The following is a 22365-nucleotide window of genomic DNA, read 5'->3' as shown; positions in this document are numbered from 1 at the left end:
GCGGTGACCCCGGATCACACATCGACCGGTCGCCCTTGATTCGCAGTACAAACAAAGTGATCCACTGGGTGCGCTGTGAACAGCGTGCCAGCGGGGTCTCGCACAGGAGAGAGACATGAGAAGATCGTTGATGCGCGGCGTCCTCACGCTGGCTGCGCTCGGCCTCGCGGCGACCTTGACGGCGCCGGCCCAGGCCAAAACGGAAATCACGCTATCGCGCTTTTTCGGCGCCTGTGACGCCGAATACGGCAAGGTCAACGACGTGAGCCAGGCCTCTGGCGAGTGCGGCATCATTACGACGCTCGTGAACCAGTTCAACGCGACGAACAAGGAAGACATCGTCGTCAAGCCGCAGATCATCGAGTGGGCGCCCTACTACACGCAGATCGACGCGCGCATTCTGAGCCGCGACGTGCCGACCATCTCGGTCATGCACGAGGCGGTCCTGGGCGACTACGTGAAGCGCAATCTGGTCGAGCCGCTCGACGACGGCTTCAAGTCGGTCGGCGTGGACACCAACGATTTCACGCCCCAGGCCCACCGCGCCGTGACGTTCGGCGCCAAGACCTATGCGCTGCCGTTCGACACGCATTCGTGGCTCTGGCACATCAACGTCAACCTGTTCAAGAAGGCGGGACTCGTCGACGCGAGCGGCAAGCCCATCCTGCCGAAGACGCCCGACGAACTGCTTGCGCAGGCGAAGCAGTTCAAGGACAAGACGGGTCTGCCCTACTTCGCCGTGCCGATCGCCAATGAATCGGCCGCGCAAACGCGCACGTTCGACACCTGGGTCTATCAGCAAAACGGCACGCTGTTCCCTGCCGGCCCGACGAAGATCGACATGCACACGCCGGCCGCCGCCAACGCGCTCACGCTCTACGACAAGCTCATGAAGGCAGGCGACGTCACGCCGGGGCTCGACTATGGCGCGGCCAACCAGGCGTTCGAGAACGGCAAGGCCGGCGTGCTCATGGTCGGCACGTGGATGATCGAGGACTTCACGAATCTCGCGAAGAAGCCCGATTCCCCGCTCGCCAACGGCTACGACGTGGTGCCGTTCCCGAATCTGTATCAGAAGAAGGCGGTGTGGGCCGACGGCCACTCGTGGGTCATGCTCAAGGGCGGCGCGAAGGACGAAAAGACGCGCCATGCCGCGCTCGTGTTCCTCAAGTTCCTTTACGACCACGACGGCGACTGGGCGCGCACCGGCCATCTGCCCGCGCGCCAGTCGATCATCACGAGCGCCACGTTCAACGCGCTGCCGCATCGCGCGGAAATCAAGGAGATCTCGACCACCGGTTACGCGCTGCCGAACACGGTGCCGCGCCAGTTCGCGATCCAGCAGATCGTGGGCGAAGAGATCAGCAACATGCTCTCGACGGGCAAGTCGGTCGCCGACGTCCAGAAGGAGGCCGAACAACGCACCAACGCCCTGCTCGCGCGATAACGCCACCGGAGGTCCGCGCCCGCCCGGCGCGGCCGCCTCACTTCATATAGCTACAGGATGGATAGAGGAACACCATGATCGCTTCCCGCCTCATCGTCGACCGCGACTTCGTCATTTCCGAACTCGACCGGCGCCTCTTCGGCGTATTCGTCGAGCACATGGGCCGCTGCGTCTACACCGGCATTTTCGAGCCGGGCCATCCGGACGCCGACGAGCGCGGCTACCGCAAGGACGTGATGGCACTCACGCGCGAACTCGGCCCGACGATCGTACGTTACCCAGGCGGCAATTTCCTCTCGGGCTACAACTGGGAAGACGGCGTGGGTCCGCGCGAAAAACGCCCGCGCCGCCTCGATCTTGCGTGGTACTCCACCGAAACCAATCAGTTCGGCACGAACGAATTCATCGAATGGTGCCGTTCGCTCGACATCGAACCCATGTACGGCGTGAACCTCGGCACGCGCGGCCCCGACGAGGCGCGCCGCTTCGTCGAATACTGCAATCATCCGGGCGGCACGGCGCTCTCCGACCTGCGCCGCGAGCACGGCTATGAACAGCCTCACGACATCAAGTTCTGGTGTCTCGGCAATGAAATGGACGGCCCGTGGCAGATCTGCCGCAAGACGGCCGAAGAATACGGACGCGCCGCGCTCGAAACGGCCAAGCTCATGCGCTCGGTCGACCCCACCATTCAACTCGCCGCGTGCGGTTCCTCCACGCACGAAATGCCTACCTACGGCACGTGGGAGGACCGCGTGCTCGATCATTGCTTCGAGCAGGTCGATTTCATTTCGCTACATACTTACTTCGAGAACCGGCGCGACTCGACCGCGGAATTCTTCGGCAACATCGAGGTGATGGATCTGTTCATCAAGGAAATCGTCTCGGTGGCGGACAGCGTGGCCGCGCGCAAGCATTCGTCCAAACGCATCATGCTTTCATTCGACGAATGGAATGTCTGGTACAAGGCGCGCACCATCAACGACCTGCGCAAGCCGGGCTGGCCCGAGGCGCCGCGGCTCATCGAGGAGGTCTACAACCACGAAGACGCGCTCGTGGTGGGCGGCGCGCTCATCACCATGATGAACAATTCGGACCGCGTGAAAACCGCCTGTCTCGCGCAACTCGTCAACGTGATCGGGCCGATCATGACGGAGCCCGGCGGCCGCGCGTGGCGCCAGACCATCTTCCATCCGTTCGCGCAGGCCTCGAAATTCGGCCATGGCCGCGTGCTCAAACCGGTGATCGATTCCCCCACTTACGAAGCCGAAACTTTTCCGGAGATTCCCTATCTCTGCGCAGCGGTGGTGGACGATCGCGCCACGGGCACGACGACCCTCTTCGCGCTCAACCGCCACCTGAGCGACGAAATGGAACTCGATATCGAACTGCGCGGACTCGGCAAGGAACGTACGCTCAATCACGCGCTCGAGTTGTATCATGCCAACATGAAAGCGGTGAACACGGTGGAGGCGCCGACGACGGTGGCGCCTGCAGTCAACAGCGCCGTGTCGGTCGAGGGGGAACGCGTGCGCGCGAAGCTCAAACCGGGCTCGTGGAACGTGATTGTGACGACCGCCCGATAACACAGCACGGACACGCTGTGCACGACGTCCATGAAGGGGAAGTGATGTTCGAGCGCGAACCGATCGTTGGCAATATAACAACGCAGATCGCCAAGATTATCGGCATGCGCGTGGTCTCGGGCGAGTTTGCGCCCGGCGACGCGCTACCGGTCGAAAGCGAACTGTGCAGCGCATACGGCGTGAGCCGCACCACGCTGCGCGAAGCGATCAAACAGTTGGCGGGCAAACGGCTGATTGCCGTTTCGCCCAAGATCGGCACACGTGTCCTGCCCTTCTCCGACTGGAACCTGCTCGACCGCGATGTGCTCGCGTGGCGCCTCAATGCGCAGTTCGACTCGAAGATCGTCGAAGACATCTTCGAAATGCGCATCTGCTTCGAGCCGCGCGCGAGCTTTCTCGCCGCGCGCCAAGGCAAGGAAGAGACCTTCCAGATCATCGAGCGCCGCTACCTGGAACTGGCAAGCGCCTACAGCCAGTCTGCCCAGCATGGCGCCTCGGACATACGCGCGGCCGCCGACGCGAATCTCGAGTTCCATCTCGCCATCATCACGGCCTCGCAGAACGGCATGTTCATCACGATCGGCAACGCCATCAAGGCCGCGCTGCGCGTGTCGTCGGAAATGATGCAGCGCCAGGCCGCGAAGCCCAGCGAAGACCTCGAGCTCCACGATGCCGTGCGCCGGCACATCGTCGCGCGCGAAGCCGACGCTGCGGCGGCTGCGATGACGCGCCTGCTCGAGCAGTCGCGCGACCGGATCCTGCGTTATACGATCGCGCCTTGACGAGCGCGGGCGCGCGCTGCCGCGCTGTGCCGATTGCACCACCCGCTACTACGCACGGCTTGCGCGCGGCCGCTACCCGTGCGCACCCTGGTCTGCATCCCCTGCCGATCACTATGCAGAAATCGTCACGAGTCGCACGCCAATCGAGCAAGACGCGCTGATTTTCGCTACCTAGACTGCAATCGCCGATCCCGCCACGTTACGCGGCAACGCGAAACCCACAGGCGTGCTCCGCAACAACTCCATATCGCACTCGCCGGCACGGCAGCACGGAGCGTCCGGCATTGCCCAAATTGCACCTGAGGGGAAGTGAAAAGTGAAATTGAAGGTAACGCACTCCGCACTTGTAGTCGCCTGGGCATTTTCATGTGCCGCCGCGCACGCCGATGTCGTCAAGATTGGTTTCGCGGCGCCGCTCACGGGCGCTCAGTCGAACTATGGCACTGACATGCAGAAGGGCGTGCAGCTGGCCATCAACGATTTCAACGCCACCCATCCCACCATCGGCGGCAAGCCCGTCTCGTTCGAACTCGACTCGCAGGACGACCAGGCTGACCCGCACACGGGAACCGTGGTGGCGCAACGTCTGATCGACGACGGCGTCAGGGGCATCATCGGCCACTTCAACTCGGGCACCAGCATTCCCGCCTCGGATCTGTACAACCGCGCCGGCCTGCCGCAAATCTCGATGGCGACCTCGCCGGTGTATACGGCACGCGGCTACAAGACGACGTTTCGCCTGCTGACGAGCGACGCGCAGGCCGGCCGCATCGTCGGCTCCTATGTCGTGAAGACGCTGCACTACAAGCGCGTTGCGATCATCGACGACCGCACCGCATACGGCCAGGGCATTGCCGACGAGTTCGCGAAGGCCGTCGAGGCCGCCGGCGGCACGGTGGTCAAGCGCGACTACACGAACGACAAGGCGCTGGACTTCTCTGCAATCCTGACCAACCTGAAGGGCCTCAATCCGGATGCCGTGTTCTACGGCGGCGGCGATGCGCAATCGTCGCCGATGGTCCGCAAGATGCGCCAACTCGGCATCAAGGCGGCGTTCGTGACCGGCGAAATGTCGCGCTCGCCCACCTTCCTCAAGATTGGCGGCAGCGCGGCCGAAGGCGCGATCGTGTACATGGGCGGCCTGCCTAAGGAAAAGATGCCCGGCTTCGCCAGCTACGCCACGCGCTACAAGTCGCGTTTCGGTGAAGACCCAATCACGTACTCGCCGTACTCGTACGACGGTACGATGGCGCTTCTCACCGCGATGAAGGACGCGAACTCGACCGATCCGAAGGTCTACGGGCCGTACCTCGACAAGCTGTCGATCAAGGGCGTGTCGGCTGCAACCATTTCGTATGATTCGACCGGCGACCTCAAGGATGCGCCCGTGACCATCTACAAGGTCCAGCACGGCGATTTCAAGCCGGTCGACACGATCGCGGGTAGTTGATGTCGTTCGCGGGTCCATCATGGACCCGCTGAAGCCGAGCACTTGCTCCCGGGTGCCAGATCGCCCGTCTCGTCTGCTCCCGCAATCGGGCATGACCGTTGCGCCCACGCCTCGTACGCGGCGGCACCGCCGCCCGTCGAGAGCGAAGGGAGACAGTCATGAGGCAAACCGTATTGGGCGTCTACGACAGCTATGGGAGCGCGCGTTCCGCGCAAAAGGCGCTTGGCGACGCAGGCGTCGCGCAAGCCGACATCGCCATTTACTCGATGTCGGTCGAGGCACCAGTGGAAAAAGGGCCGCGAGTTTATGCATCCGGCGGGAGCAATGCGGAACAACCCACGCCAGTATTTGATCAACTCGAACGCCTGTTTGCGCGTCTCTTCACGCACGGCGCGTATCCGCCGGTGACCGAGGATTACCGCGAGTTCATCCGGCGCGGCGGAGCCGTGGTCAGTGCGGACGTGTCTGAAATGCAGGTGAATCTGGCACGCGAAGTGATGCGCAGCGCGGGTGCAGCGGACATCGAGGAGCGCAGCCGTGCCTGGCACAACGCTTCGTCGGGCATCGCACCCTCTGGGAGCACGGCTCGAGCGCGCGACAATTTGCACGAGACATCGCCCGAAGCGGCAGCCGAAAAACGGCATGCGGAATTTTCCTCTGCAGTACCAACCGTTGTCAGCGGCATGCAGCAGGTCACGACGCACGCGGCGACGGGACCCGAACGTGCCTCGAGCGCGGCCAAAGCGCCGCAGACATCGGCTAGAGGCCTGGTGGGCGATCCTGTCATGGGCACCCCGCTCGACGACACATCCTACGAGACGGAAGCCCGCAAAGACTATGACGCAAACTACGCGAACTCCGGCATGTCCTATGAAGAATATTGCGCAGCTTACGAGCACGGCGCAACGCTGAGCCAAAACGAACGGTATCGCGAACACGACTGGCAAGGCATCGAGCCCAGTGCTCGCAAGGATTGGGAGTCGCGCTACCCGGAAAACGGCTGGGAAAAGTTCAAGACCGCCGTGCGCCACGGCTGGGAGCGCATGAAGCGGGTTTGAAGCGACCTCCTTCCCTCTTCTTTTATTTGATCCCAGGCTGCTGACCCAGGCAGCCTGGGAACGCGCGCTCGATTCACCTTCCTCGCCCTCCCCAACCCTTACACGGCGCGCGCCAATCGCGTTTGCGGATTTCCTCCGTTCCAGCCCGGCTCGGCGCCTCGTCAGCGGTTCCCCCGCCGAAATCCCGCCTTTCAAACTTGCACATTCGTATACCCCTGGAAGGACTCGTAAGCGATCGGCCAAAGGCCACGCTGATTCCTGCTTCATGCGAACGCACTGGAAGCGAAGATTTGCCTCGCCGCACGTCGATTGCCCCCCGATCGGCGTAAGGCGGGGCGCGCTTCCCCCTTCTCGGCGCGCCCCTTTTTTGTTCCATTGCGCCAAGGAGGCCCTTCATGACCAGCCCTATCGGTTCGAGCAGTATCGCGCACACGTCCTCGTTGACGACGCTGGGCGAAAACCGCAACACCAAAAACTCCAGCACGGGAGGCACCGCCGGTAACCCCTTTCCGCAGCAGGAAACCGTGAATCCGGCGATGCCCGTCGGTCCGCTCGGCCACAACATCAACACTTCGGCATGACCACTTCGCCGTCACGGGAGCCGTCGACGCGGCGCTCGCCCCTGTGCCTGACATCCCGCATGTCGACGCATCTGGTGCGCGCCGCGTCGGCCGTCGCCCTCGCCTGCCTCGCGCTGCCGCTCGACGGCTGTGCCGTGGTGGCCTTTCCATGCCGGGTCGCATCGGCCACGCTGAAGATCGTGCCGCTGGTCGGCCACCCCGCAGCCGTGCCGTTCGACGCGTGCGCGGCGGCGGTCGACTGATCGAGGACCAGCCGATGAAACGGGCGCCATTGATCGCTTTCGTTTTGAGCGCGGCGAGCCTCGCGGCGCCGCTCTCGCTCGCGCATGCGGACACGCATTACGAAGGGCGCGTGCAAACGTACGTCGCGCCGAAGCCGCCCGCGCCGGCGACCCCGCCTGGCGAAGCGAGCGCTGTGATGGCCGCGAACGCGGCGCATGCGGCAAGCGCAGCAAAACCGTCCACACCGCCAGCGAAAAAACGAAGGACGGCGCCCATTGCGCCGCCCGCCCGTCCGCGCGTTCCGGCGCCGGATGACACGCCCTTTGCGTTTCGCGGCATTGTGCTCGGCACGCCGCTGAGCGCGCTGCGGCAGTCGGAGATGGTGCGTGCGACGCCGCATGAAAGCGAGTTGCTTTGCGAGACCGACATCGCGGGCAGCGACATCGGCATGATGGTCAAGAGTTATACGAGCCAGACGGTCGCGTGCCGGTGGGCGCACCACACGGCGCAAGGCTGGACGCCCTCGCGCGCGGTCGTGGACGGCGTGCCCGCGGTGGACCATATCCTGCGCTTTGCGCACGCATCGGCCGGTGATCCGCTGCGGCTTTATGAAATGTCGTTCGTCGTGGACTCGACAACGGCATTCGACCTGCGCAACCTGCTCGCCTCGCGCTACGGCGCGCCGCGCGTGCTTGGTGCGGCTTCGCTGCCGCTGCTCGTGTGGGAGAACGCGTCGAGCACGATCACCATCTGCCTGCTGCCCGACAGCCAGCGCGCGACGCTCACCTACCTCCTCAAGCCCGCCACGCTGCGTGGCAAAGGCCGCGAGAAGACGCTCAAGCTGAGCCAGTTCGATGAAGGCTGAAACGATGCACGCCAACCCGTCGCCGGGACGAACTCGACGAATCCGCTGAAATCGCTAAATCCGATGAATCACACTTGCACTCGCCCCATCGCCATGCCATTCGATCAATCGGAATCCTCACTTTCAGGCGCATGCCGCACGACTCGTTCGAAAGGCCTGCCGTACGTGTTGCTGTGCGCGTCGCTCGCCACGGCGCTCGCTGGCTGCGCGACGCCTGAGTCGATCGTCAACACGCCCATGACGCCACCGCTCGCGGAACCGCTGTTGAACGTCAATACCAGCGGCGCGATCTATCAGTCGGGCACCGCCATCTCGCTGTACGAAACACCGCGTGCGCAGCGAATCGGCGATGTGCTCACGATCCGGCTCTCCGAAACCTATAGCGGCAACGATGTCGCCAGTGCCGCCGCGAAGCGCGACAGCAACATCACGGCCACCGCTGCTGACCAGTCGACCGGCGCGGCGGCGCGGCTCGCGCGCCTGTTCAATATCGGCTCGGCTTCGACCTCGTTCAACGGCAGCGGCAATCACTCGCTTTCGAGCGACATGACCGGCACGCTGGCGGTCACGGTCATCAGTAAAACGCCTACGGGCAATCTGGTCGTCTCCGGGGAGAAGATCATCGCGATGAGCGGTGAACATCAACGGCTGCGGCTTTCCGGGATCGTTAATCCTAACGATGTGGAAGCCGATAATTACGTTGAGTCGGGGAAGATTGCTAATGCCCGCATCGAGCAGGTGGGGCGCGGGTTGCTTAATGATGCGACTACCGTCGGGTGGTTGCAGCGGATGTTTCTTAGTGTGCTGACGTTTTGAGTTTTTTTGTTTGCTTTCGCGTTTGGTTGTTTTCTTGTTTTCGTGGTGGTATGCGAGTGCCGCCCCGCACAGGGGCAACGCATGCATACCGACGCGAAAACAAGGAAAGGCCAACGTCCTAAAACAGAGCGCAAAAAAACTCAGTCTTCCTCACCATCAGCCATTTCACCGTCAAACTCATCGGCATACTCACTGCCGCCTTCACCGCCCGGCTCCCGAACAGCATGTTCACCAAACCGCTCGGCAAACCCCACCTCGCCGTCCGGCACGAACACATACCCATGGCCCCAAACGGTCTGGAGATACCGCGGCTCAGAAGGATCGGTTTCAATGAGCCGCCGCAAACGCCAGATCGCGACATCGAGACTGCGGTTCCGATACCGCCCCACCTCCCCATACACGATTTCGATAATGCGCTCGCGCGAAAGAATCGTCATCGAGTGATTGACGAACAGCTTGAGAAACGCGAATTCGCTGGAACGCAGCGGCATGCGGACTTCGTCGCGATACAGCTCCCGCGAACGGAAATCGAGTTCGAAAGGGCCAAAGCGAAACGATTCCCGGCTCTCCGGCGCGCCCGTGAGGTTCGCAATACTGCGCCGGCGCATGACTGAACGAATGCGCGCCACCAGCTCGCCCGGATCGAACGGCTTGCCCACGTAGTCGTCGGCGCCGAATTCGAGGCCCAGCACGCGGTCGATCACTTCGTTGCGCGCGGTGAGCATGATGACCGGCAAGTCGTCGCCGCTTTCGCGCAAGGCGCGCAGCGCGCTGATGCCATCCACTTCCGGCATCATGATATCGAGCACGACAACCTGCGGCCGCTCGGAGCGCAGCCGCTCCTGCATCGCACGCACGGAAGGCAGCGTCGTGACAGTAAAGCCACGCATCTGCAGATATTCGGCCGTGACGTCGCGCACGACCGGATCGTCGTCGACGAGAAAGATATTATTTGCCATGCGTAAATCGTAAGGGACGAGAACGAGCCGGTACAGGCCCGCAGCCTTACCAATCCTTTCCCGCGCATAGCGCGGGACACCCGTTTTACTGGTCGCTCGAGGCGGACTGGAATGAATTGCTCAATTGCGTCTGGTCGACCACCATGCTGTCCAACAGCCCCTTGAGCTTCACCGCCGCGCTCGAATAGCGGTCGGTGCCGAGACCGCGCACTTCGTAACGCCCCGTAACGGCAATATGGTTATGCATGAAGATCGTCAGGTTGATCGTCGAAAGATAGGCCCGGCTTTCGTCGCTGAACGTCGGCTTGCCGAATTCGATCGATGCGTTGTACACGAGGCGTCCTTCACAACTCACCGGCTCGGTGCCGGCGCCGTAGACATCCGAAGTCACGCCGCGCTGCGCGAGCACGAGCTGCAGCGATGGCACGAAGTCTCCCGACGTGACCATGGGATTGTTCTCGATGCAGATCGAACTGAGATTGACCGGCCGCCCCGACACGAATTTAGGCGAGGAGTAATTCGACGCGACCGCGTAACCCGCCTGAATCACGGAGCCGGTCGCGTCGGCCGCGGTGATGAGCGTCCATGCGCAGCCGTTGAGCGCGAGCGCCGCGGCGCTCGCGGCGCCGAGTTTCACCGCGCGCGCCCTCGCACGGCTGACGGATGACACGATTTCATGTGGCATGGGAGCGGATACCCGATGCGTTGATGGGCTGCGCGGAACTTGACACGTTCCCGGCAGGACTCGCCACGCATGATCGGTGCAAAGCAATGCGCGCGATGGCCGGGACATCGGTCAATGTTGAATGTCACTTTCCACTTCTTCAAAAACCTCCCGCTCGGTAAGGGGTTGAACGGCGCTCGTGCGCGCCCTTTCAACGCAGAGGCGCGCGCCACAAGCGCTTGTCGACCTTCGCCCGTTACCGCGCGTGGCTGCGTGTGTAATGTTTCGTAAGCGCTCCTGCATTCTCCCCGCTGAGTGAGACATTGCGGATTCTTCCCCGCGCTATCGTTCTCGCTGCGGTTCTCACTGCGGCGCCTCGCGCCTTTGCGACGCCGGACGAGCCACACCCTGTTCCTGTCTTTCTCCCGCTATTTCAACATCATCATGGCTGCCATGAACCGAGAACCGAAAATCCGTCGCGCCCCCTTCTTCAAGCGCGGCCTGAACGCTGCTGCGATCGCGCTGTTCGCGTCGCTCGCTGGCTCGCCGTTCGCGCACGCTGCAAGCTTTCACTGCCCGCATAACGCGTCCGTTTCCGAGCGGCTCGTGTGCAACGATCCGACGCTCTCCGCGCTCGACGACAAACTGGCCGCGCTCTATCGCAGCGCATTCGACGCGAGCACCGACACGACCGCGCTCGAAGCCGACCGCGTGAGCCAGTGGCAATGGCGCCAGCACAACTGCAAGGACAAGGCGTGCGTGACGGACTGGTACGACCGCCGCATCGCCGAGCTCGAAGGCGATCTCAAGCACGGTAAACAGGCCGCCGTGCGCCGCGTGAAGGAAGGCGTCGTCGACCAGCACCTGGCCCCGTCCGCGCAGGACGCCGTGCTCGAAATGCACGGCATCCCGCCCGCGCCGAAGGAAGTTGGCGCAGCGGCCGCCCCCTCTGCGGACAGCGCGAAAAGTGAGAAGAAAGCGGGCGCGAAAGTCGCGGCTGCCGAAGCCGATGCGCCGCTGCATCTGCAAAAGATGCCGAGCGGCGTCGCCGCCGACGCGCGCCAGACGCGGCTCGCACAAGCGCAGGCACACGCGCACAGCCTGCCCCAGAAGGAAGCCGCACCGTCCGGCGACGTCTCGGCATTGACCGCGAAGATGGCTGGCGCGAACTCGGCATTCGCCAAAGCGGCAGGCATGGCGTCGATCGACGCGCCGGCCGCGCAGCCCGCGAGCTCCGCGGCCACCGAAGCCGCTGCGAAGCCGGCGGCGGACCAGGCGAGTGCACAGCAGGGCGTGAGCGCACTCAACTGCGCATCCGTCGCGTCGACGGAATCCGCGCACGCGACGCAGGCATCCATCGAGCAAGGCGCCGTCGCCATGAAGTAAGAGGCCATGTAAGCTACGGCAAGAAATCTGCGGTCGCGCGCTGTTCTGCCGGTTGTCGATATCAAATAAAATATGGCGATGAGTCCACACGTTCTCATCGTCGACGACGATCCGGTCGTGCGCGATCTCCTCTCCAGCTTTCTTCGGGCCAACGGTTTCGAGGCCTCCGTCCTCCACGACGGCACGCATCTCGGTGCCCGGCTGGAACGCGAGCGGCCTTCGGTCGTCGTGCTCGACGTCATGATGCCGCGCACCGACGGCTTGCGCGCCCTCGCCGCCTTGCGCGCGCAGGGTGACGACATTCCGGTGATCTTCGCCTCCGCGCGCGGCGCAGTGGGCGACCGCATTGCGGGTCTCACGCTGGGCGCGGACGACTACGTCGCCAAGCCCTTCGATCCCCAGGAATTGCTGCTGCGTATCCAGACCGTGCTGCGCCGGCGCGGCAACGGCCCCGCGGGCGCACCCGTCGCGCGCGAACGCTATCGCTTCGGCGCCTTCGAGCTCGACTTCATGGCGCGCACGCTCGAACGTGACGGCGAGCGCGTGCCGCTGCGCAGCAGTGAGTTCGTGCTCCTGAAGATTTTCACGGAGCATCCGTACCGCGTGCTTTCACGCGTGCTGATTCACGACCTGCTCCACGCAGACGGCCTCGAATTCAACGAGCGCAGTCTCGACGTACCGGTCTGGCGCCTGCGCCGCGTGATCGAAGACAATCCTGCGCAGCCGCGCTACGTGCAGACCCTGCGCGGCAAGGGCTACGTGTTCGTGCCGCAGAGCGGGGTCGGCATCGAAGGCGACATCGACCATCCCCCAGCAGACGACAGCGGCCCCAGCCTGAACGCGTAATGGCATGAACAATCCGTTGAATACGCTGTTCGGGCGCATGGCGCTGATGTCCGCGCTCCTGCTGTTCGCCATCCAGGCATGCTGGTTCATCGTGTTCGCGCCGCAGCCGCGCCGCCACGAAGTGGAAGGCTTCGAGCGCGGTCTGCTGCTCATGCTGCATGCCGCAACCAGCGCGGCGCCCGGTACGGCAACGAGCGCGGCACCCAGCACGCCTCCCAACGAAATGGACCTCGCGCCGGCGCTGCGCGTGCATCTTGTGCCCACCTGGAACATGCCCGCCGACGTGCGGCTCGAAGTGCCCAGGCGCGAGCCGCTCGCCGACTTGCGCAAGCAACTGCTGCGCGACCTGCCGCCCGGCACCGAGATTCTCGCCGACCTGCGCCATCGCGAAGCCCTGTGGGTGCGTTTCGCGGGCCAGCCCACGTGGATCGTCGCGCCCGTCGATCTGCCGCCAGCGCGCAACCTGCTGCCGCTGTTCGGCTCGATGCTCGCCATCTCGCTGCTTCTCGCGCTGCTCGCCATGTGGCAGATGCAACGTCCGCTCTCGCTCGTGGCCCAGGCCGCGCGCGCGTTCGGTACCGGCCATCGTCCCGCGCCCGTCAAGCAGCACGGGCCGCGCGAATTGCGCGAGCTGATCGGCTCGTTCAACGGCATGATGAAGCAGCTCAACGAAGCCGACGACGATCAGGCCGTCATGCTCGCGGGCGTCGCTCACGATCTCAAGTCGCCGCTCACGCGACTGAAGCTGCGTGCGAGCATGATGGGCTCGGAGCGCGAGCGCGAACAACTGATCCGCGAAGTCGATTCGCTGAACGATATCGTCCAGCAGTTTCTGGAATTCGCCCGCCAGCGGCCCGAAGCGGGTCCCGAAGTGGAAGTCGATGCGCTGCTGCGCGAGCAGTTCTTTTCCGACGCCGGCGACGACGACGATGCGCTCTTCAGGCTCGATCTGCGCGCGGGCTCGGCGTTCCGGCTGCCGCGCACGCTGCTCGACCGGCTCGTGTCGAATCTCGTCGACAATGCGCTCGAACACGGCGTGCCGCCCGTGGAAATCGCCACGCGCCGCGAAGGCGCGCAGTGGATCGTCGAAGTGCGCGATCATGGCCCCGGCATCCCGCCCGAGCGCGTGGCCGCGGCGCTCAAACCCTTCGTACGCCTTGACGAAGCACGCGGTGGTGAAGGCCATTGCGGATTGGGGCTCGCCATCGTGACGCGCCTCACGCGCAATCAGGGTGGCCGCTGCGAGTTGTCCAATCACCCCGAAGGCGGGCTGCGCGTGCGTATCGCGCTGCCGGCAGATGCACGGGCAACGGTGTAAGTCCCTAATTGCCCGCTATACCCCCGTTGATTCGACGCTGCGCGCCGCTCAGACCACAAGCCGGCCGCGCAGACGATTGACCGTGTCGGCCGCAAGGCCGAGCCCTGTGGTGAGATAGCGGTTGAGGTCGCCGTAGCTGCCCTGCACCGCGTCGAACGCGGCCTGCAGATAGCTGGCCTGCACGGGCGGCGTCAGATTGGCGGCATCCGCGCCCGTCGAGCGCCACGCGTCGGTCAGCATGAAATCCTTCACGATGATTTCGAGCGGCACGTTGGCGATCAGCAGCAACAGCGCGCACGCCCAGCCCACCACGTCCACGCCTGTGCCACCCGTGATCAGCAGCGGCCCCGGCGCCTCCGCGATATGTTCGAGCAGCGCGCCGTAGACCGAGCATTGCGTGCGGCCCGTTACGAGCGCGCGCCAATGCATTTGCATCGCCGCATCGAGCTCACCCGCCAGCATGCCCGCGAACGACGGCGGCTCGAGCGTGCCCAACACATTGAGTGCGAGGTAACTGGCGGTGCTGGGCGTCACGTCGGGCGCCGCGTCGATTTCCGCAGGCGTGCGCAGATCGTAGATGTTGGACAGCGCCATGCGCTCGAGCGTCGCGGCGTCGGCTGCGTTCGGCGTGAGCGCGTCGGAGCGGTAAATCAAGGCGCGGCGCACGTGCGCGCCGTCGCTCGTCGAGTAGCCCGGCGCGGCGCCGCCCAGATCGCGGAAGTTCGCGACGGAACCGATGACGGGCGTCGGCGCATCCTGCGCGCCGTCGCCTCCCGTATATTCGCCGCCACACGCACTCAGCAACGTGCCCGCGCAACCGCTCAGCGCCAGCAGGCTCACCGTGCCCTTGAGCAGCGCGCGGCGCGGCGGGTTGGCGAGCGCGCCGCCACTGCGGTTGAAGTTGCCGGTCGCGGCCACAGGCAAACGCTTACGCGCCTGCGCGAACGAAGAAGTGTAGGCGGAGAAAGGCAAATTCATCGGTTGGCAGCTTAGGTAGGGAACCCGCAGTTCGCGCGGGCCGCTGCAACGTCGCGCGTCGCATGCGTTCGGAAAGGCCGCAGTTTACCGGCAGATGCGCCTGAAAAGGTAAAAGCGCAAAACGCCGTAATAATTCTTTTCGATTCACGGGGCATTGCGCACCGATATTTTCCGCCGGTTTGTACTTATATTCTTACCGGATCTTTCCATCTACGCAAAACAGGTAATTCCCGTGGTAATGCGCGGTTATTTCCGGTTTCAAGCCATGCCTGAATAACGGCTGCGCGGGGCATTTTCTTTATGGATATTTCAAGTCCTTTCCAAATATTATTCTTGACGCTCTTTGTCGCGCTTTTATAATCGCCCGTGAATTCAGGCATTCGCCTGGGCCACCGTGGCGGTCGTCGGCTGCCTCTCGGAGTACCACGTCATGTACAAAGGCAGTGTGACCGAAGAAGCGCGTGAAGTGCTGCGCGCAATCGAGCTGATCCAGCTGGGCGCACGCATGCCTGTGCTCGAAAAAGAACTGACGCTTTCGCGCAATCGTTTGATCAGGCTCTATCGGGAACTCAAGAACGCTTCGCCGCCCAAGGGCATGCTGCCGTTTTCGGCGGACTGGTATTTCACATGGCTGCCGAACATTCATGCGTCGCTCTTCTACAACATCTATCTGTTTCTTACGGATAGGGCGAGATGCAGCCGGCTCGACGCCCTCACGCGTGCGTACCGCCTTTATCTCGAGCACTGCGAGAGCGCCGAAACAGAGCGCGTGCTGAGCTTCACGCGGGCGTGGACGCTGCTGCGCTTCTTCGAAGGCGGCCTGCTCACGCTGTCGAGCTGCACCGTTTGCTCCGGCCGTTTCGTGCGCCACGTGCGCGACGAACACAAACCCACCGCCTGCTGCATTTGCATGCCGCCCGCGCGCGCCGGCATGACGCGCGCCGCACGCGCGAGCCGCACGCCGGAAACCGATACCCCTGCAGCCACCTCCGCCACGCGAGGCCGCGCCGCAGCAGCGCTCGGCGAGCTTTCGGGCACCATGCGCGAAACCATGCGCGACACGATCGCCGAAGTCACGCGCGCCCTCGATCCAAAGCGGTCCGCGAACCGCTTGCGCCTCGTCGCTTCGGTCCCCGTCTAGGTCAAAGCGGCACGTTCCTTACGCCACATCTTCATCGCGCTCTGCATCCGCCTGCAGAGCGCGAATATCGCACGCGCAAATCCGGCAGATTGCTTTGTGATCCTGATGAACGTGCCGATTCTGGCGCAGTTCGCATTGCTGCGCCGCAAGTTCGATGGCGTGTGAGTGCGCGGCCTGCCAGATCTCCCAGGCGATCTGTGCGCCGCTTTGCGAATAGTCGTCGTTGTGATCGCGCTCGAGCGCATCGGGCAGGCGCGTGTGGACTTGCAGATAGTGCGTGCGATAAAGCGCCTCGAAAATCTCGCGACGTGACGGGCGCTTCAAGCTCGCCTCTTCGCGAACGTGAACGGATTTGTGAGGCGCAGAGACTTCATCCACATTCGACGTCGAGGCGTACTTCTTCTTGCGGGTGGGGAGGATCAGGCAGACGTCGCGCGGTAATACGCGCACGACGTTGCGGATACCGATATTGTCGCAGGCTGGGCAAGAGAATTGGCCGCGAAATATCGCGAATTTTTCAGCGTTATTCGTGAGTCGTTTCAGCGCTGGACCTGCGATTATTGCAGGCATAAGGAAGTCGAAAGGAGTCGACCATGCAAATCGGGGCGGCGACACAGTTCGCCAACGGCAGCGCCAACACGAACACACTCCGTGCGGGCGCGGCTTCAGACCAGGCAGAACAGGACGGCGCGCAGTCGAGCGACGTGTCGACGACCATCGCGCCGTCCACATCGCAGGACGATGCCGTGCAGATTTCGCCGCAAGGCTATGCGGCCGCATCGAGCGACGATACCGCGGACAGCGACGACGCTGCGGCCGACGCGAGCGATGCTGCCGGCACGAGCGACACGAACGATACCAGCGATGCCACCGACACGAGCGACGCATCCGGCGCGATAGCGACGTCGGCCAACGCGCAGCCCATGAAATCGCTCGTTTATGGCGCGCTGGGGCTCGAGCGTCCCGACGCGCCAGCCGACCCGAACCACACCTATACGCTTGGGCGCTGGATCGCAGCAGGCATTACGCTCGGCGGCATCATTTCGCTATTCATTTGAGCGGCACGGCGCCGCAATCCGGCGCGCATCATGTTTCGGAGACCCGATGATATGGGTGGCAAGTCGGCTATCATCACTGTCGGCAAGACCATCAACCCATAACGTACACGAGGTCCGCCCGTGGCTTTCAGCGCCGTTGCCGCTTCGCAAGCCGTTCCGCTCGCCGCCATCGCTGCCGCAGCCGTCGCGCTCGTCAAGGGCGGCCCGAGGCAGCCCGAGCCGCTCGAATCGATCAACGCGCCGTTCAAGGAGGTCGACTTTTCCGACCTTCCCGCGCTGCGCCGTTATACGGCGCGAGACGGTGCATCGCTCGCCTGGCGCGCCTACCTGCCGCAGGCGGGTGCGCCGCACGCGTGTGTCGTGCTCATCCACGGATCGTCGGCAAGCAGCGCGAGCCTCCACCCGCTCGCGCGCCAGTTCGCCGCCACGGGCTACACGGCCTGCGTGCCCGATATACGCGGTCACGGCGAATCGGGACGCAAGGGCACGATCGCCTGCTCAACGGTCTGCGCATCCGCGTCTTCAATCATCTGCCGACGATCGCCTATGCGCTCGCGCCCGAGGTCCGCGACGAACTCACGCCGCAGTATTCGTTCAACCTGATGCAGAATTTCCGCCCGCACGACGACTACCGCGCGGACATACGCGGCGCGCGGCAGCCGCTGCACGTGCTGGCCGGCGCCGACGACGAGGTTTTTCACGCCCGCGAATACGCGGCGGCGTTCGAGGAAGCCGGCGCGCACGTGCCGGTCACGATCGTGCCCGGCGTGGGGCATATCGGCCTGACGCTGGATGCCACTGCCATCGCTACGATCATCGGCTGCGTGGAGCCATCAGGCACATAAGGCAGGTGCCGCTCGCCGGCGCGTCGCCTGTCCAGATCCGCCAGGCTGGCGGAATCCGCCGATTGATCTTCACGGCGAACTGGCCCATATTCAAATGAGTGCGTAAATCAGGCACCGGTTTTGCGGCAATTCGTCAATCGAAGCGAAAGCGCGCTCCTCCCATGCTCAACGCCCCTGGTCACGACGATTCCGATCCGTCGGAGTGCCCCTACTGCGGGACCAGGTTCAATGCGCCGCTCGCACTCTGCCCCCAATGCGGCGCGAATCAAGTGGCCGCCGCGGCCCGCATCGCAGCCGCAAGCGCAGGCCTGCCGGACGAACGCGCGCACGGGGTTGCCGAGCGCTTGCGCGCGAACCTGGCCCTTGGCGCCAATCGGCCCTACGACGGTGAGTACCCTTCGATCGACGAGGAACACGTCGCCGAGCGCAAGCGGCTGCCGCGCTATGCCTGGGCGGGTCTCGGCGCGCTCGCGATCGCGCTCACCGGCTATGCGTTCGTGCATCGCAGCGAATGGGCGCCGAAGCTCGGCGCACAGGTGATCGTGGGGTCCGTGAGCGGGTTGAAGGGCGCGCAGGGCACGCAGGGCAATCGCACTAGTGGCGCCGTCACCGCGCTGACTAACCGGCCGGCCGCTGTCCTGCCGCGTGCGAACGCGGCGCAGCGCCGCGTCGCCCAGGCGAATGCGCCGGCCGTCTCACGCCCGGCCGCCGCGCCGCACTATGCGAGTGCGCATCCCGAGGTCGCGAGCAATCTCGCCAGCGCGCGTCTGAATCTCGACAAGAACAGCCTCTGGCCCGCACGCAGGGCGCTCACGAGTGCGCTGGCCGTAGAGCCCGGCAACGCAGAAGCGCAGCAGATGCAAGCCGACCTCGTCGCGCGCGAGCAGCAGCGCCACGCGCTGATCGGCGAAGCGCGGCAATGCGCGCGCGAGCGCGAATGGGCTTGCGTGCGGCAAGACGCGGGGCATGCGGTGGAAGTCGACGCATCGAGCCGCGAAGCGAGGCACCTGCTCACGCTCGCCAGCACCGAGCACCAGCCGGCCGCCGGCAAGCGCAATGGCCGGACATGGTCACGGGAAAGTCAGTATGCGCAGGCAGGCGACAGCCGCTCCCGTCAGGATCCCCTCTTCTGGCATCACTGATCGGCCCCTCGGGCAATACTTGCAGACGATTTGTGAATAATATTGGACGTCGTTCAATATTATTCATCGTTCACATGTCCACGCCCACGCCCGCTTCGCCAGGCCGCCGCGACCGCAAACGCCTCCAGACCCTGGAGCATCTCGCGCGTACCGCCGCCACGCTGTTCGTAACTCACGGTTACGAACCGGTGACCATGGAGCAGATCGCCGCCGCAGCGGACGTGGCCAAGGGCACGCTGTACAACCATTTCCCGGTGAAAGAGGCGGTGCTCGCCCATTGGCTGCATCTCGAACTGGCTGCGAATCTCGCGGCGCTGCACGCGAGGCTCGAACACACACCGGGCTTCGCCGCGGGCGCGCGGCTCGTGCTCGATCATTCCGCGAGCTGGTGCGAGGCGCACCCGGACTACCTCGCGCCTTACCTGCGGTTTCGCTTTCTCGGCATCGGCACGGAACCTTCGCCGTCGCGGGACAGCGAGCAGCTCAGCGACATCGCCGATACCTTTGGCTGGCTCGTCCGGCGCGCGCAGGCGCAAGGCGAACTGCGCGACGATCTCGACGCGGCGCGGCTAGCCCTCGCGTTCCACCACCTTTACCTCGGCGCCATGCTGCGCTGGCTCGCCGAACCGCGCCTGAAACTGCGCAAGGAGTTTGCCGCAGCGATCGATTTGTTCCTGCACGGCGCGGCCCTGCCCGCGCAGGCGGCCCGGACTGCTCCCCGGAAGGCCGTGCCGAAATCGAGGAAAAAGGCCCCATGAAGCTGCTGATCGCGACCTACGGCACCGAGGGCGATGCGCGCCCGTTCGCCGCGCTGTGCCGCGGCTTGATGGACGCCGGGCACGAAGCGCGCCTGCTCGCCGACGCCGCCACGCTTGGCAGCGCCCATGCACTCGGCGTGCCGGCCACGGCGCTGGCCGGCGACATTCGCGGCATGCTGCGCCCGGACCACGCGATCGCGGGCGTCGTCGCCAAGGGCGGCGGCTTCAACGAGACCGCACGCGCGCTCGCGAAAATCGCCAACGAAAACGCGCAGTCGTGGATGCGCACCATCGTCGAGGCGGGCGAGGGTTGCAATGCGATTCTGGGTGCCGGACTGGCCGCGTTCGTGGGGCTTTCCGCGGCGGAGTATCTGGGCGCGAAAGGCATCGGCTCGGGCATGATCCCGCTCACGCCGACTGCGGCCTTCCCCTCGCCGTTCTTGCCGCCCAGGTGGGTGCCGCGCGTGCTCAACCGCGCCAGCCACGGTCTTGTGAACAGCCTGCTCTGGAAGGCGTTCCGCGACAGGACCAACGCCGCGCGCGCGATGTTCGGCCTGCCGCCGCGCGAGGCGGTATGGAAGGACCACCCGATGGTGTATGGCGTCTCGCCAAACCTGTTGGGCGCGCCCGCCGACTGGCCCGCCAACGCCCATCTTTGCGGACAGTGGCTTGCGCCGAGCCCGGCATGGACGCCGCCGGTCGCACTGGCGCGCTTTCTCGCTGCGGGAGACGCGCCCGTCTATATCGGCTTTGGCAGCATGACGGGCTTCGACAATGCGCGGCTGCTCGATGCCCTGATCGAAGCGATGCGGGGTCGGCGCGCACTCTTCTACCCGGGCTGGAGCGGCATCGATCCGAAGGCGCTACCCGAAAACTTTTTCGTCGTCGGCGATACGCCGCACGACTGGCTGTTCCCGCGCACCGCCGCCGTCATTCATCACGGCGGCTCCGGTACTTCGCACTCCGCAGCACGCGCCGGGGTGCCTTCCATTGTTACGCCGTTTGCGGGCGACCAGTTCTTCTGGGCGGAGCGTCTGCGCGAGGCGGGCGTCGCCCCGCCGGCAGTCGACGGACGCAAGCCCACTGCCCGAGCGTTCGCGAACGCACTCGACTTTGCCGCCAGCGATACGGTGCGCAGCCGCGCCCGCGCACTAGGCGAAACGATGCGTGCTGAAAACGGCGTAGCGAACGCGGTGGCCGTGCTCGAGCGCATCGTTGCGGTCGATGTGCGCGAGGGCGCGTGAAGTCAGCCGGTCAGCGAAGCTGCGATGGCCTTCCTGAACGGCATCAGTTTCGAAGCCGCGCGCAGCATGAAGTCGCGCGCCAGTTTCGCGGGCGCGCTGTTGTTCGTGTAGACGTCGGTGATGAACCGGGTCGCGAGATAGAGCGGTTTGGTCGCGCGGCGGTGCTGGGTTTCATAGCGCTGCAAAACCGAGGCAGCCCCGATGTCGAAGCCGCTCTTGTGCGTTTCGATGATCCGGTTACCTAAGGTTTCCACACCGAGCAGCCCGAAATTGAACCCATGCGCGGTCACCGGATGCATGCCGACCGCGGCGTCGCCCACGGCCGCGAAGCGTTTGCCGACGAAGCGCTCTGGATAGACGGCCACGAGCGGATACACATGCCGCGTGCTCGCCAGCTTCATTGCGCCCAGCCTGTGCATGAAACGATCCTCGATATGCCGCGCGAACGCGTCGGGCGCAAGCGCGGCGATCTCATTGACCTGGCCCACGGGCAGCGTGAGCACGACCGACGACTGATGCGCGTTCGTCGAGCGCTCCGCGTTCATGGGCAGCAACGCGAGCGTCTGACCGTAGCCGAACCATTCCCACGCGGCGTGCTCGTGAGGCGCTTCGTGCGTCATGCGGCAAACCAGCATCGCTTTGCCGAAATCGTGCATGCTGGCAGCAATGCCCATCATCTTGCGCGTGGACGAGAAGCGGCTGTCCGCCGCGACGATCAACTTCGCCGAGAGCGTTTCACCGCTCTCCAATGTCACGCTCGCCTGATCCTCACCGGCGTTCACCGCGCTGACCTGTTGCGCCGCCAGCAGCGTCACGTCGCCATGCTCCGCCGTGCTTTGCCGCAGCGCCTCGTACGCGGCCTTGCGAATCAGGTGATTGGAGACCAGCCAGCCCAGCTCCGTGTGGCCGCTCAGATCGTGTCCGATCTCGAGCGCCCCCGGCGAGGGACCATTGAACACCCTCGCGCTGCGCAGCGGCGCACGCGCGTGCGGGTCGATGAGATCCCAAAGCCCGAACCTGCGCATCGCGCGCACCGACTTTTGGGTCAGCGCGATCTCGCGCCCGTCGAACTGCGGCTCGTTGATGTCGGCGAGGCGCTGCTGCTCGACGACGACGATCTTGAGGCCAACACCACTGAGCGAGCGTGCGAGACACAGCCCCACCGGCCCGGCGCCCACGATTACGATATCTGCTTGCATGAATCGAACGATTGGAATGT

24 protein-coding genes are annotated in these 22365 nt (G+C 64.6%); 19 read left to right on the top strand and 5 right to left on the bottom strand.

Annotated elements, in window-relative coordinates:
• Nucleotides 1-115 precede the first annotated feature (115 nt).
• The 9 genes from AB4Y42_RS12530 (at nt 116) to AB4Y42_RS12490 (ending at nt 8807) form a co-directional block, all read left to right on the top strand.
• Entirely contained in the window at nt 116-1447 is a 1332-nt protein-coding gene (locus tag AB4Y42_RS12530) for an extracellular solute-binding protein (RefSeq protein ID WP_368688907.1), read from the top strand.
• 74 nt (nt 1448-1521) lie between these two features.
• Nucleotides 1522-3033, top strand: a complete 1512-nt coding sequence (locus AB4Y42_RS12525) for an alpha-N-arabinofuranosidase (RefSeq protein ID WP_368694338.1) — start codon at nt 1522-1524, stop codon at nt 3031-3033.
• Between the two features lie 17 nt (nt 3034-3050).
• On the top strand, nt 3051-3815 hold the full coding sequence (locus AB4Y42_RS12520; RefSeq protein ID WP_368694337.1) for a FadR/GntR family transcriptional regulator: 765 nt from the start codon (nt 3051-3053) through the stop codon (nt 3813-3815).
• Between the two features lie 316 nt (nt 3816-4131).
• Nucleotides 4132-5265: a branched-chain amino acid ABC transporter substrate-binding protein gene (locus AB4Y42_RS12515; protein WP_368694336.1), complete on the top strand. Its 1134-nt coding sequence runs from the start codon at nt 4132-4134 to the stop codon at nt 5263-5265.
• A 173-nt stretch (nt 5266-5438) separates the two neighbouring features.
• The gene (locus AB4Y42_RS12510; protein WP_368694335.1) at nt 5439-6323 is read left to right on the top strand and encodes a hypothetical protein; all 885 of its coding nucleotides are present in this window, start codon (nt 5439-5441) and stop codon (nt 6321-6323) included.
• 395 nt (nt 6324-6718) lie between these two features.
• Nucleotides 6719-6904 carry a hypothetical protein gene (locus AB4Y42_RS12505; RefSeq protein WP_342924887.1) on the top strand — a complete coding sequence of 62 codons (186 nt, stop codon included), beginning with the start codon at nt 6719-6721 and terminating at the stop codon, nt 6902-6904.
• 59 nt (nt 6905-6963) lie between these two features.
• Nucleotides 6964-7146: a DUF6726 family protein gene (locus AB4Y42_RS12500; RefSeq protein WP_342924886.1), complete on the top strand. Its 183-nt coding sequence runs from the start codon at nt 6964-6966 to the stop codon at nt 7144-7146.
• A gap of 14 nt (nt 7147-7160) precedes the next feature.
• The gene (locus AB4Y42_RS12495; RefSeq protein WP_368688903.1) at nt 7161-7991 is read left to right on the top strand and encodes a hypothetical protein; all 831 of its coding nucleotides are present in this window, start codon (nt 7161-7163) and stop codon (nt 7989-7991) included.
• 93 nt (nt 7992-8084) lie between these two features.
• Nucleotides 8085-8807 (top strand): flagellar basal body L-ring protein FlgH, encoded by a 723-nt coding sequence (locus tag AB4Y42_RS12490; RefSeq protein ID WP_368694334.1) that lies wholly within the window; start codon nt 8085-8087, stop codon nt 8805-8807.
• Nucleotides 8808-8947: 140 nt separating this feature from the next.
• On the opposite strand, the gene AB4Y42_RS12485 is transcribed toward AB4Y42_RS12490, so the two are convergent.
• The gene (locus AB4Y42_RS12485) at nt 8948-9766 is read right to left on the bottom strand and encodes a response regulator (protein WP_368694333.1); all 819 of its coding nucleotides are present in this window, start codon (nt 9764-9766) and stop codon (nt 8948-8950) included.
• A gap of 85 nt (nt 9767-9851) precedes the next feature.
• Nucleotides 9852-10403 carry a hypothetical protein gene (locus AB4Y42_RS12480; RefSeq protein WP_368688899.1) on the bottom strand — a complete coding sequence of 184 codons (552 nt, stop codon included), beginning with the start codon at nt 10401-10403 and terminating at the stop codon, nt 9852-9854.
• Nucleotides 10404-10883: 480 nt separating this feature from the next.
• On the opposite strand from AB4Y42_RS12480, the gene AB4Y42_RS12475 reads away from it, so the two are divergent.
• From AB4Y42_RS12475 to AB4Y42_RS12465, 3 genes are all read left to right on the top strand, one after another.
• Complete coding sequence (locus AB4Y42_RS12475) at nt 10884-11816, top strand: lysozyme inhibitor LprI family protein (protein WP_368694332.1); 933 nt, start codon at nt 10884-10886, stop codon at nt 11814-11816.
• Nucleotides 11817-11894: 78 nt separating this feature from the next.
• A complete protein-coding gene (locus AB4Y42_RS12470) occupies nt 11895-12662 on the top strand; it encodes a response regulator (RefSeq protein WP_368688897.1) in 768 nt (255 codons plus the stop codon).
• Between the two features lie 4 nt (nt 12663-12666).
• Nucleotides 12667-13980, top strand: coding sequence for an ATP-binding protein (locus AB4Y42_RS12465; RefSeq protein ID WP_368688896.1), 1314 nt, complete (start codon nt 12667-12669; stop codon nt 13978-13980).
• Between the two features lie 48 nt (nt 13981-14028).
• On the opposite strand, the gene AB4Y42_RS12460 is transcribed toward AB4Y42_RS12465, so the two are convergent.
• Entirely contained in the window at nt 14029-14958 is a 930-nt protein-coding gene (locus tag AB4Y42_RS12460) for a tyrosine-protein phosphatase (protein WP_368694331.1), read from the bottom strand.
• Between the two features lie 430 nt (nt 14959-15388).
• On the opposite strand from AB4Y42_RS12460, the gene flhC reads away from it, so the two are divergent.
• On the top strand, nt 15389-16099 hold the full coding sequence (flhC, locus tag AB4Y42_RS12455; protein ID WP_368694330.1) for a flagellar transcriptional regulator FlhC: 711 nt from the start codon (nt 15389-15391) through the stop codon (nt 16097-16099).
• Between the two features lie 18 nt (nt 16100-16117).
• Here flhC and AB4Y42_RS12450 read toward each other — a convergent pair whose 3' ends face one another.
• Entirely contained in the window at nt 16118-16714 is a 597-nt protein-coding gene (locus tag AB4Y42_RS12450) for a hypothetical protein (protein ID WP_368694329.1), read from the bottom strand.
• Here AB4Y42_RS12450 and AB4Y42_RS12445 point away from each other — a divergent pair.
• From AB4Y42_RS12445 to AB4Y42_RS12420, 6 genes are all read left to right on the top strand, one after another.
• Complete coding sequence (locus tag AB4Y42_RS12445) at nt 16693-17157, top strand: hypothetical protein (protein ID WP_368694328.1); 465 nt, start codon at nt 16693-16695, stop codon at nt 17155-17157. The genes AB4Y42_RS12450 and AB4Y42_RS12445 overlap by 22 nt on opposite strands.
• Before the next feature lie 120 nt (nt 17158-17277).
• Nucleotides 17278-17760: an alpha/beta hydrolase gene (locus tag AB4Y42_RS12440; RefSeq protein ID WP_368694327.1), complete on the top strand. Its 483-nt coding sequence runs from the start codon at nt 17278-17280 to the stop codon at nt 17758-17760.
• A complete protein-coding gene (locus AB4Y42_RS12435) occupies nt 17760-18002 on the top strand; it encodes an alpha/beta fold hydrolase (RefSeq protein ID WP_368694326.1) in 243 nt (80 codons plus the stop codon). Before AB4Y42_RS12440 ends, AB4Y42_RS12435 begins: the two co-directional genes overlap by 1 nt.
• 161 nt (nt 18003-18163) lie before the next feature.
• Nucleotides 18164-19144: a hypothetical protein gene (locus AB4Y42_RS12430; protein WP_368694325.1), complete on the top strand. Its 981-nt coding sequence runs from the start codon at nt 18164-18166 to the stop codon at nt 19142-19144.
• Nucleotides 19145-19218: 74 nt separating this feature from the next.
• A complete protein-coding gene (locus tag AB4Y42_RS12425; RefSeq protein WP_368694324.1) occupies nt 19219-19902 on the top strand; it encodes a TetR/AcrR family transcriptional regulator in 684 nt (227 codons plus the stop codon).
• Nucleotides 19899-21146, top strand: coding sequence for a glycosyltransferase (locus AB4Y42_RS12420; protein ID WP_368694323.1), 1248 nt, complete (start codon nt 19899-19901; stop codon nt 21144-21146). The genes AB4Y42_RS12425 and AB4Y42_RS12420 overlap by 4 nt, the downstream gene beginning before the upstream one ends.
• Before the next feature lie 2 nt (nt 21147-21148).
• Here AB4Y42_RS12420 and ubiM read toward each other — a convergent pair whose 3' ends face one another.
• Complete coding sequence (gene ubiM / locus AB4Y42_RS12415; protein WP_368694322.1) at nt 21149-22345, bottom strand: 5-demethoxyubiquinol-8 5-hydroxylase UbiM; 1197 nt, start codon at nt 22343-22345, stop codon at nt 21149-21151.
• Between the last annotated feature and the right edge of the window lie 20 nt (nt 22346-22365).

The organism is Paraburkholderia sp. EG286B, from assembly GCF_040965655.1.
In the GTDB taxonomy this organism is placed as follows: Bacteria; Pseudomonadota; Gammaproteobacteria; order Burkholderiales; family Burkholderiaceae; genus Paraburkholderia.
Note: the sequence above shows the minus strand (reverse complement) of the source record. Positions and strands in the feature narration are given on the sequence as shown.

Excerpts from the sequence above, each read along its gene's own strand:
- AB4Y42_RS12425 (WP_368694324.1), top strand. The coding sequence starts at position 19,219 with ATGTCCACGCCCACGCCCGCTTCGCCAGGCCGCCGCGACCGCAAACGC.
- AB4Y42_RS12490 (WP_368694334.1), top strand. The coding sequence starts at position 8,085 with ATGCCATTCGATCAATCGGAATCCTCACTTTCAGGCGCATGCCGCACG.
- AB4Y42_RS12465 (WP_368688896.1), top strand. The coding sequence starts at position 12,667 with ATGAACAATCCGTTGAATACGCTGTTCGGGCGCATGGCGCTGATGTCC.
- AB4Y42_RS12420 (WP_368694323.1), top strand. The coding sequence starts at position 19,899 with ATGAAGCTGCTGATCGCGACCTACGGCACCGAGGGCGATGCGCGCCCG.
- AB4Y42_RS12470 (WP_368688897.1), top strand. The coding sequence starts at position 11,895 with ATGAGTCCACACGTTCTCATCGTCGACGACGATCCGGTCGTGCGCGAT.
- ubiM (WP_368694322.1), bottom strand. The coding sequence starts at position 22,345 with ATGCAAGCAGATATCGTAATCGTGGGCGCCGGGCCGGTGGGGCTGTGT.
- AB4Y42_RS12505 (WP_342924887.1), top strand. The coding sequence starts at position 6,719 with ATGACCAGCCCTATCGGTTCGAGCAGTATCGCGCACACGTCCTCGTTG.
- AB4Y42_RS12500 (WP_342924886.1), top strand. The coding sequence starts at position 6,964 with ATGTCGACGCATCTGGTGCGCGCCGCGTCGGCCGTCGCCCTCGCCTGC.
- AB4Y42_RS12430 (WP_368694325.1), top strand. The coding sequence starts at position 18,164 with ATGCTCAACGCCCCTGGTCACGACGATTCCGATCCGTCGGAGTGCCCC.
- AB4Y42_RS12530 (WP_368688907.1), top strand. The coding sequence starts at position 116 with ATGAGAAGATCGTTGATGCGCGGCGTCCTCACGCTGGCTGCGCTCGGC.
- AB4Y42_RS12445 (WP_368694328.1), top strand. The coding sequence starts at position 16,693 with ATGCAAATCGGGGCGGCGACACAGTTCGCCAACGGCAGCGCCAACACG.
- AB4Y42_RS12485 (WP_368694333.1), bottom strand. The coding sequence starts at position 9,766 with ATGGCAAATAATATCTTTCTCGTCGACGACGATCCGGTCGTGCGCGAC.
- AB4Y42_RS12495 (WP_368688903.1), top strand. The coding sequence starts at position 7,161 with ATGAAACGGGCGCCATTGATCGCTTTCGTTTTGAGCGCGGCGAGCCTC.
- flhC (WP_368694330.1), top strand. The coding sequence starts at position 15,389 with ATGTACAAAGGCAGTGTGACCGAAGAAGCGCGTGAAGTGCTGCGCGCA.
- AB4Y42_RS12460 (WP_368694331.1), bottom strand. The coding sequence starts at position 14,958 with ATGAATTTGCCTTTCTCCGCCTACACTTCTTCGTTCGCGCAGGCGCGT.
- AB4Y42_RS12525 (WP_368694338.1), top strand. The coding sequence starts at position 1,522 with ATGATCGCTTCCCGCCTCATCGTCGACCGCGACTTCGTCATTTCCGAA.
- AB4Y42_RS12435 (WP_368694326.1), top strand. The coding sequence starts at position 17,760 with ATGCAGAATTTCCGCCCGCACGACGACTACCGCGCGGACATACGCGGC.
- AB4Y42_RS12475 (WP_368694332.1), top strand. The coding sequence starts at position 10,884 with ATGAACCGAGAACCGAAAATCCGTCGCGCCCCCTTCTTCAAGCGCGGC.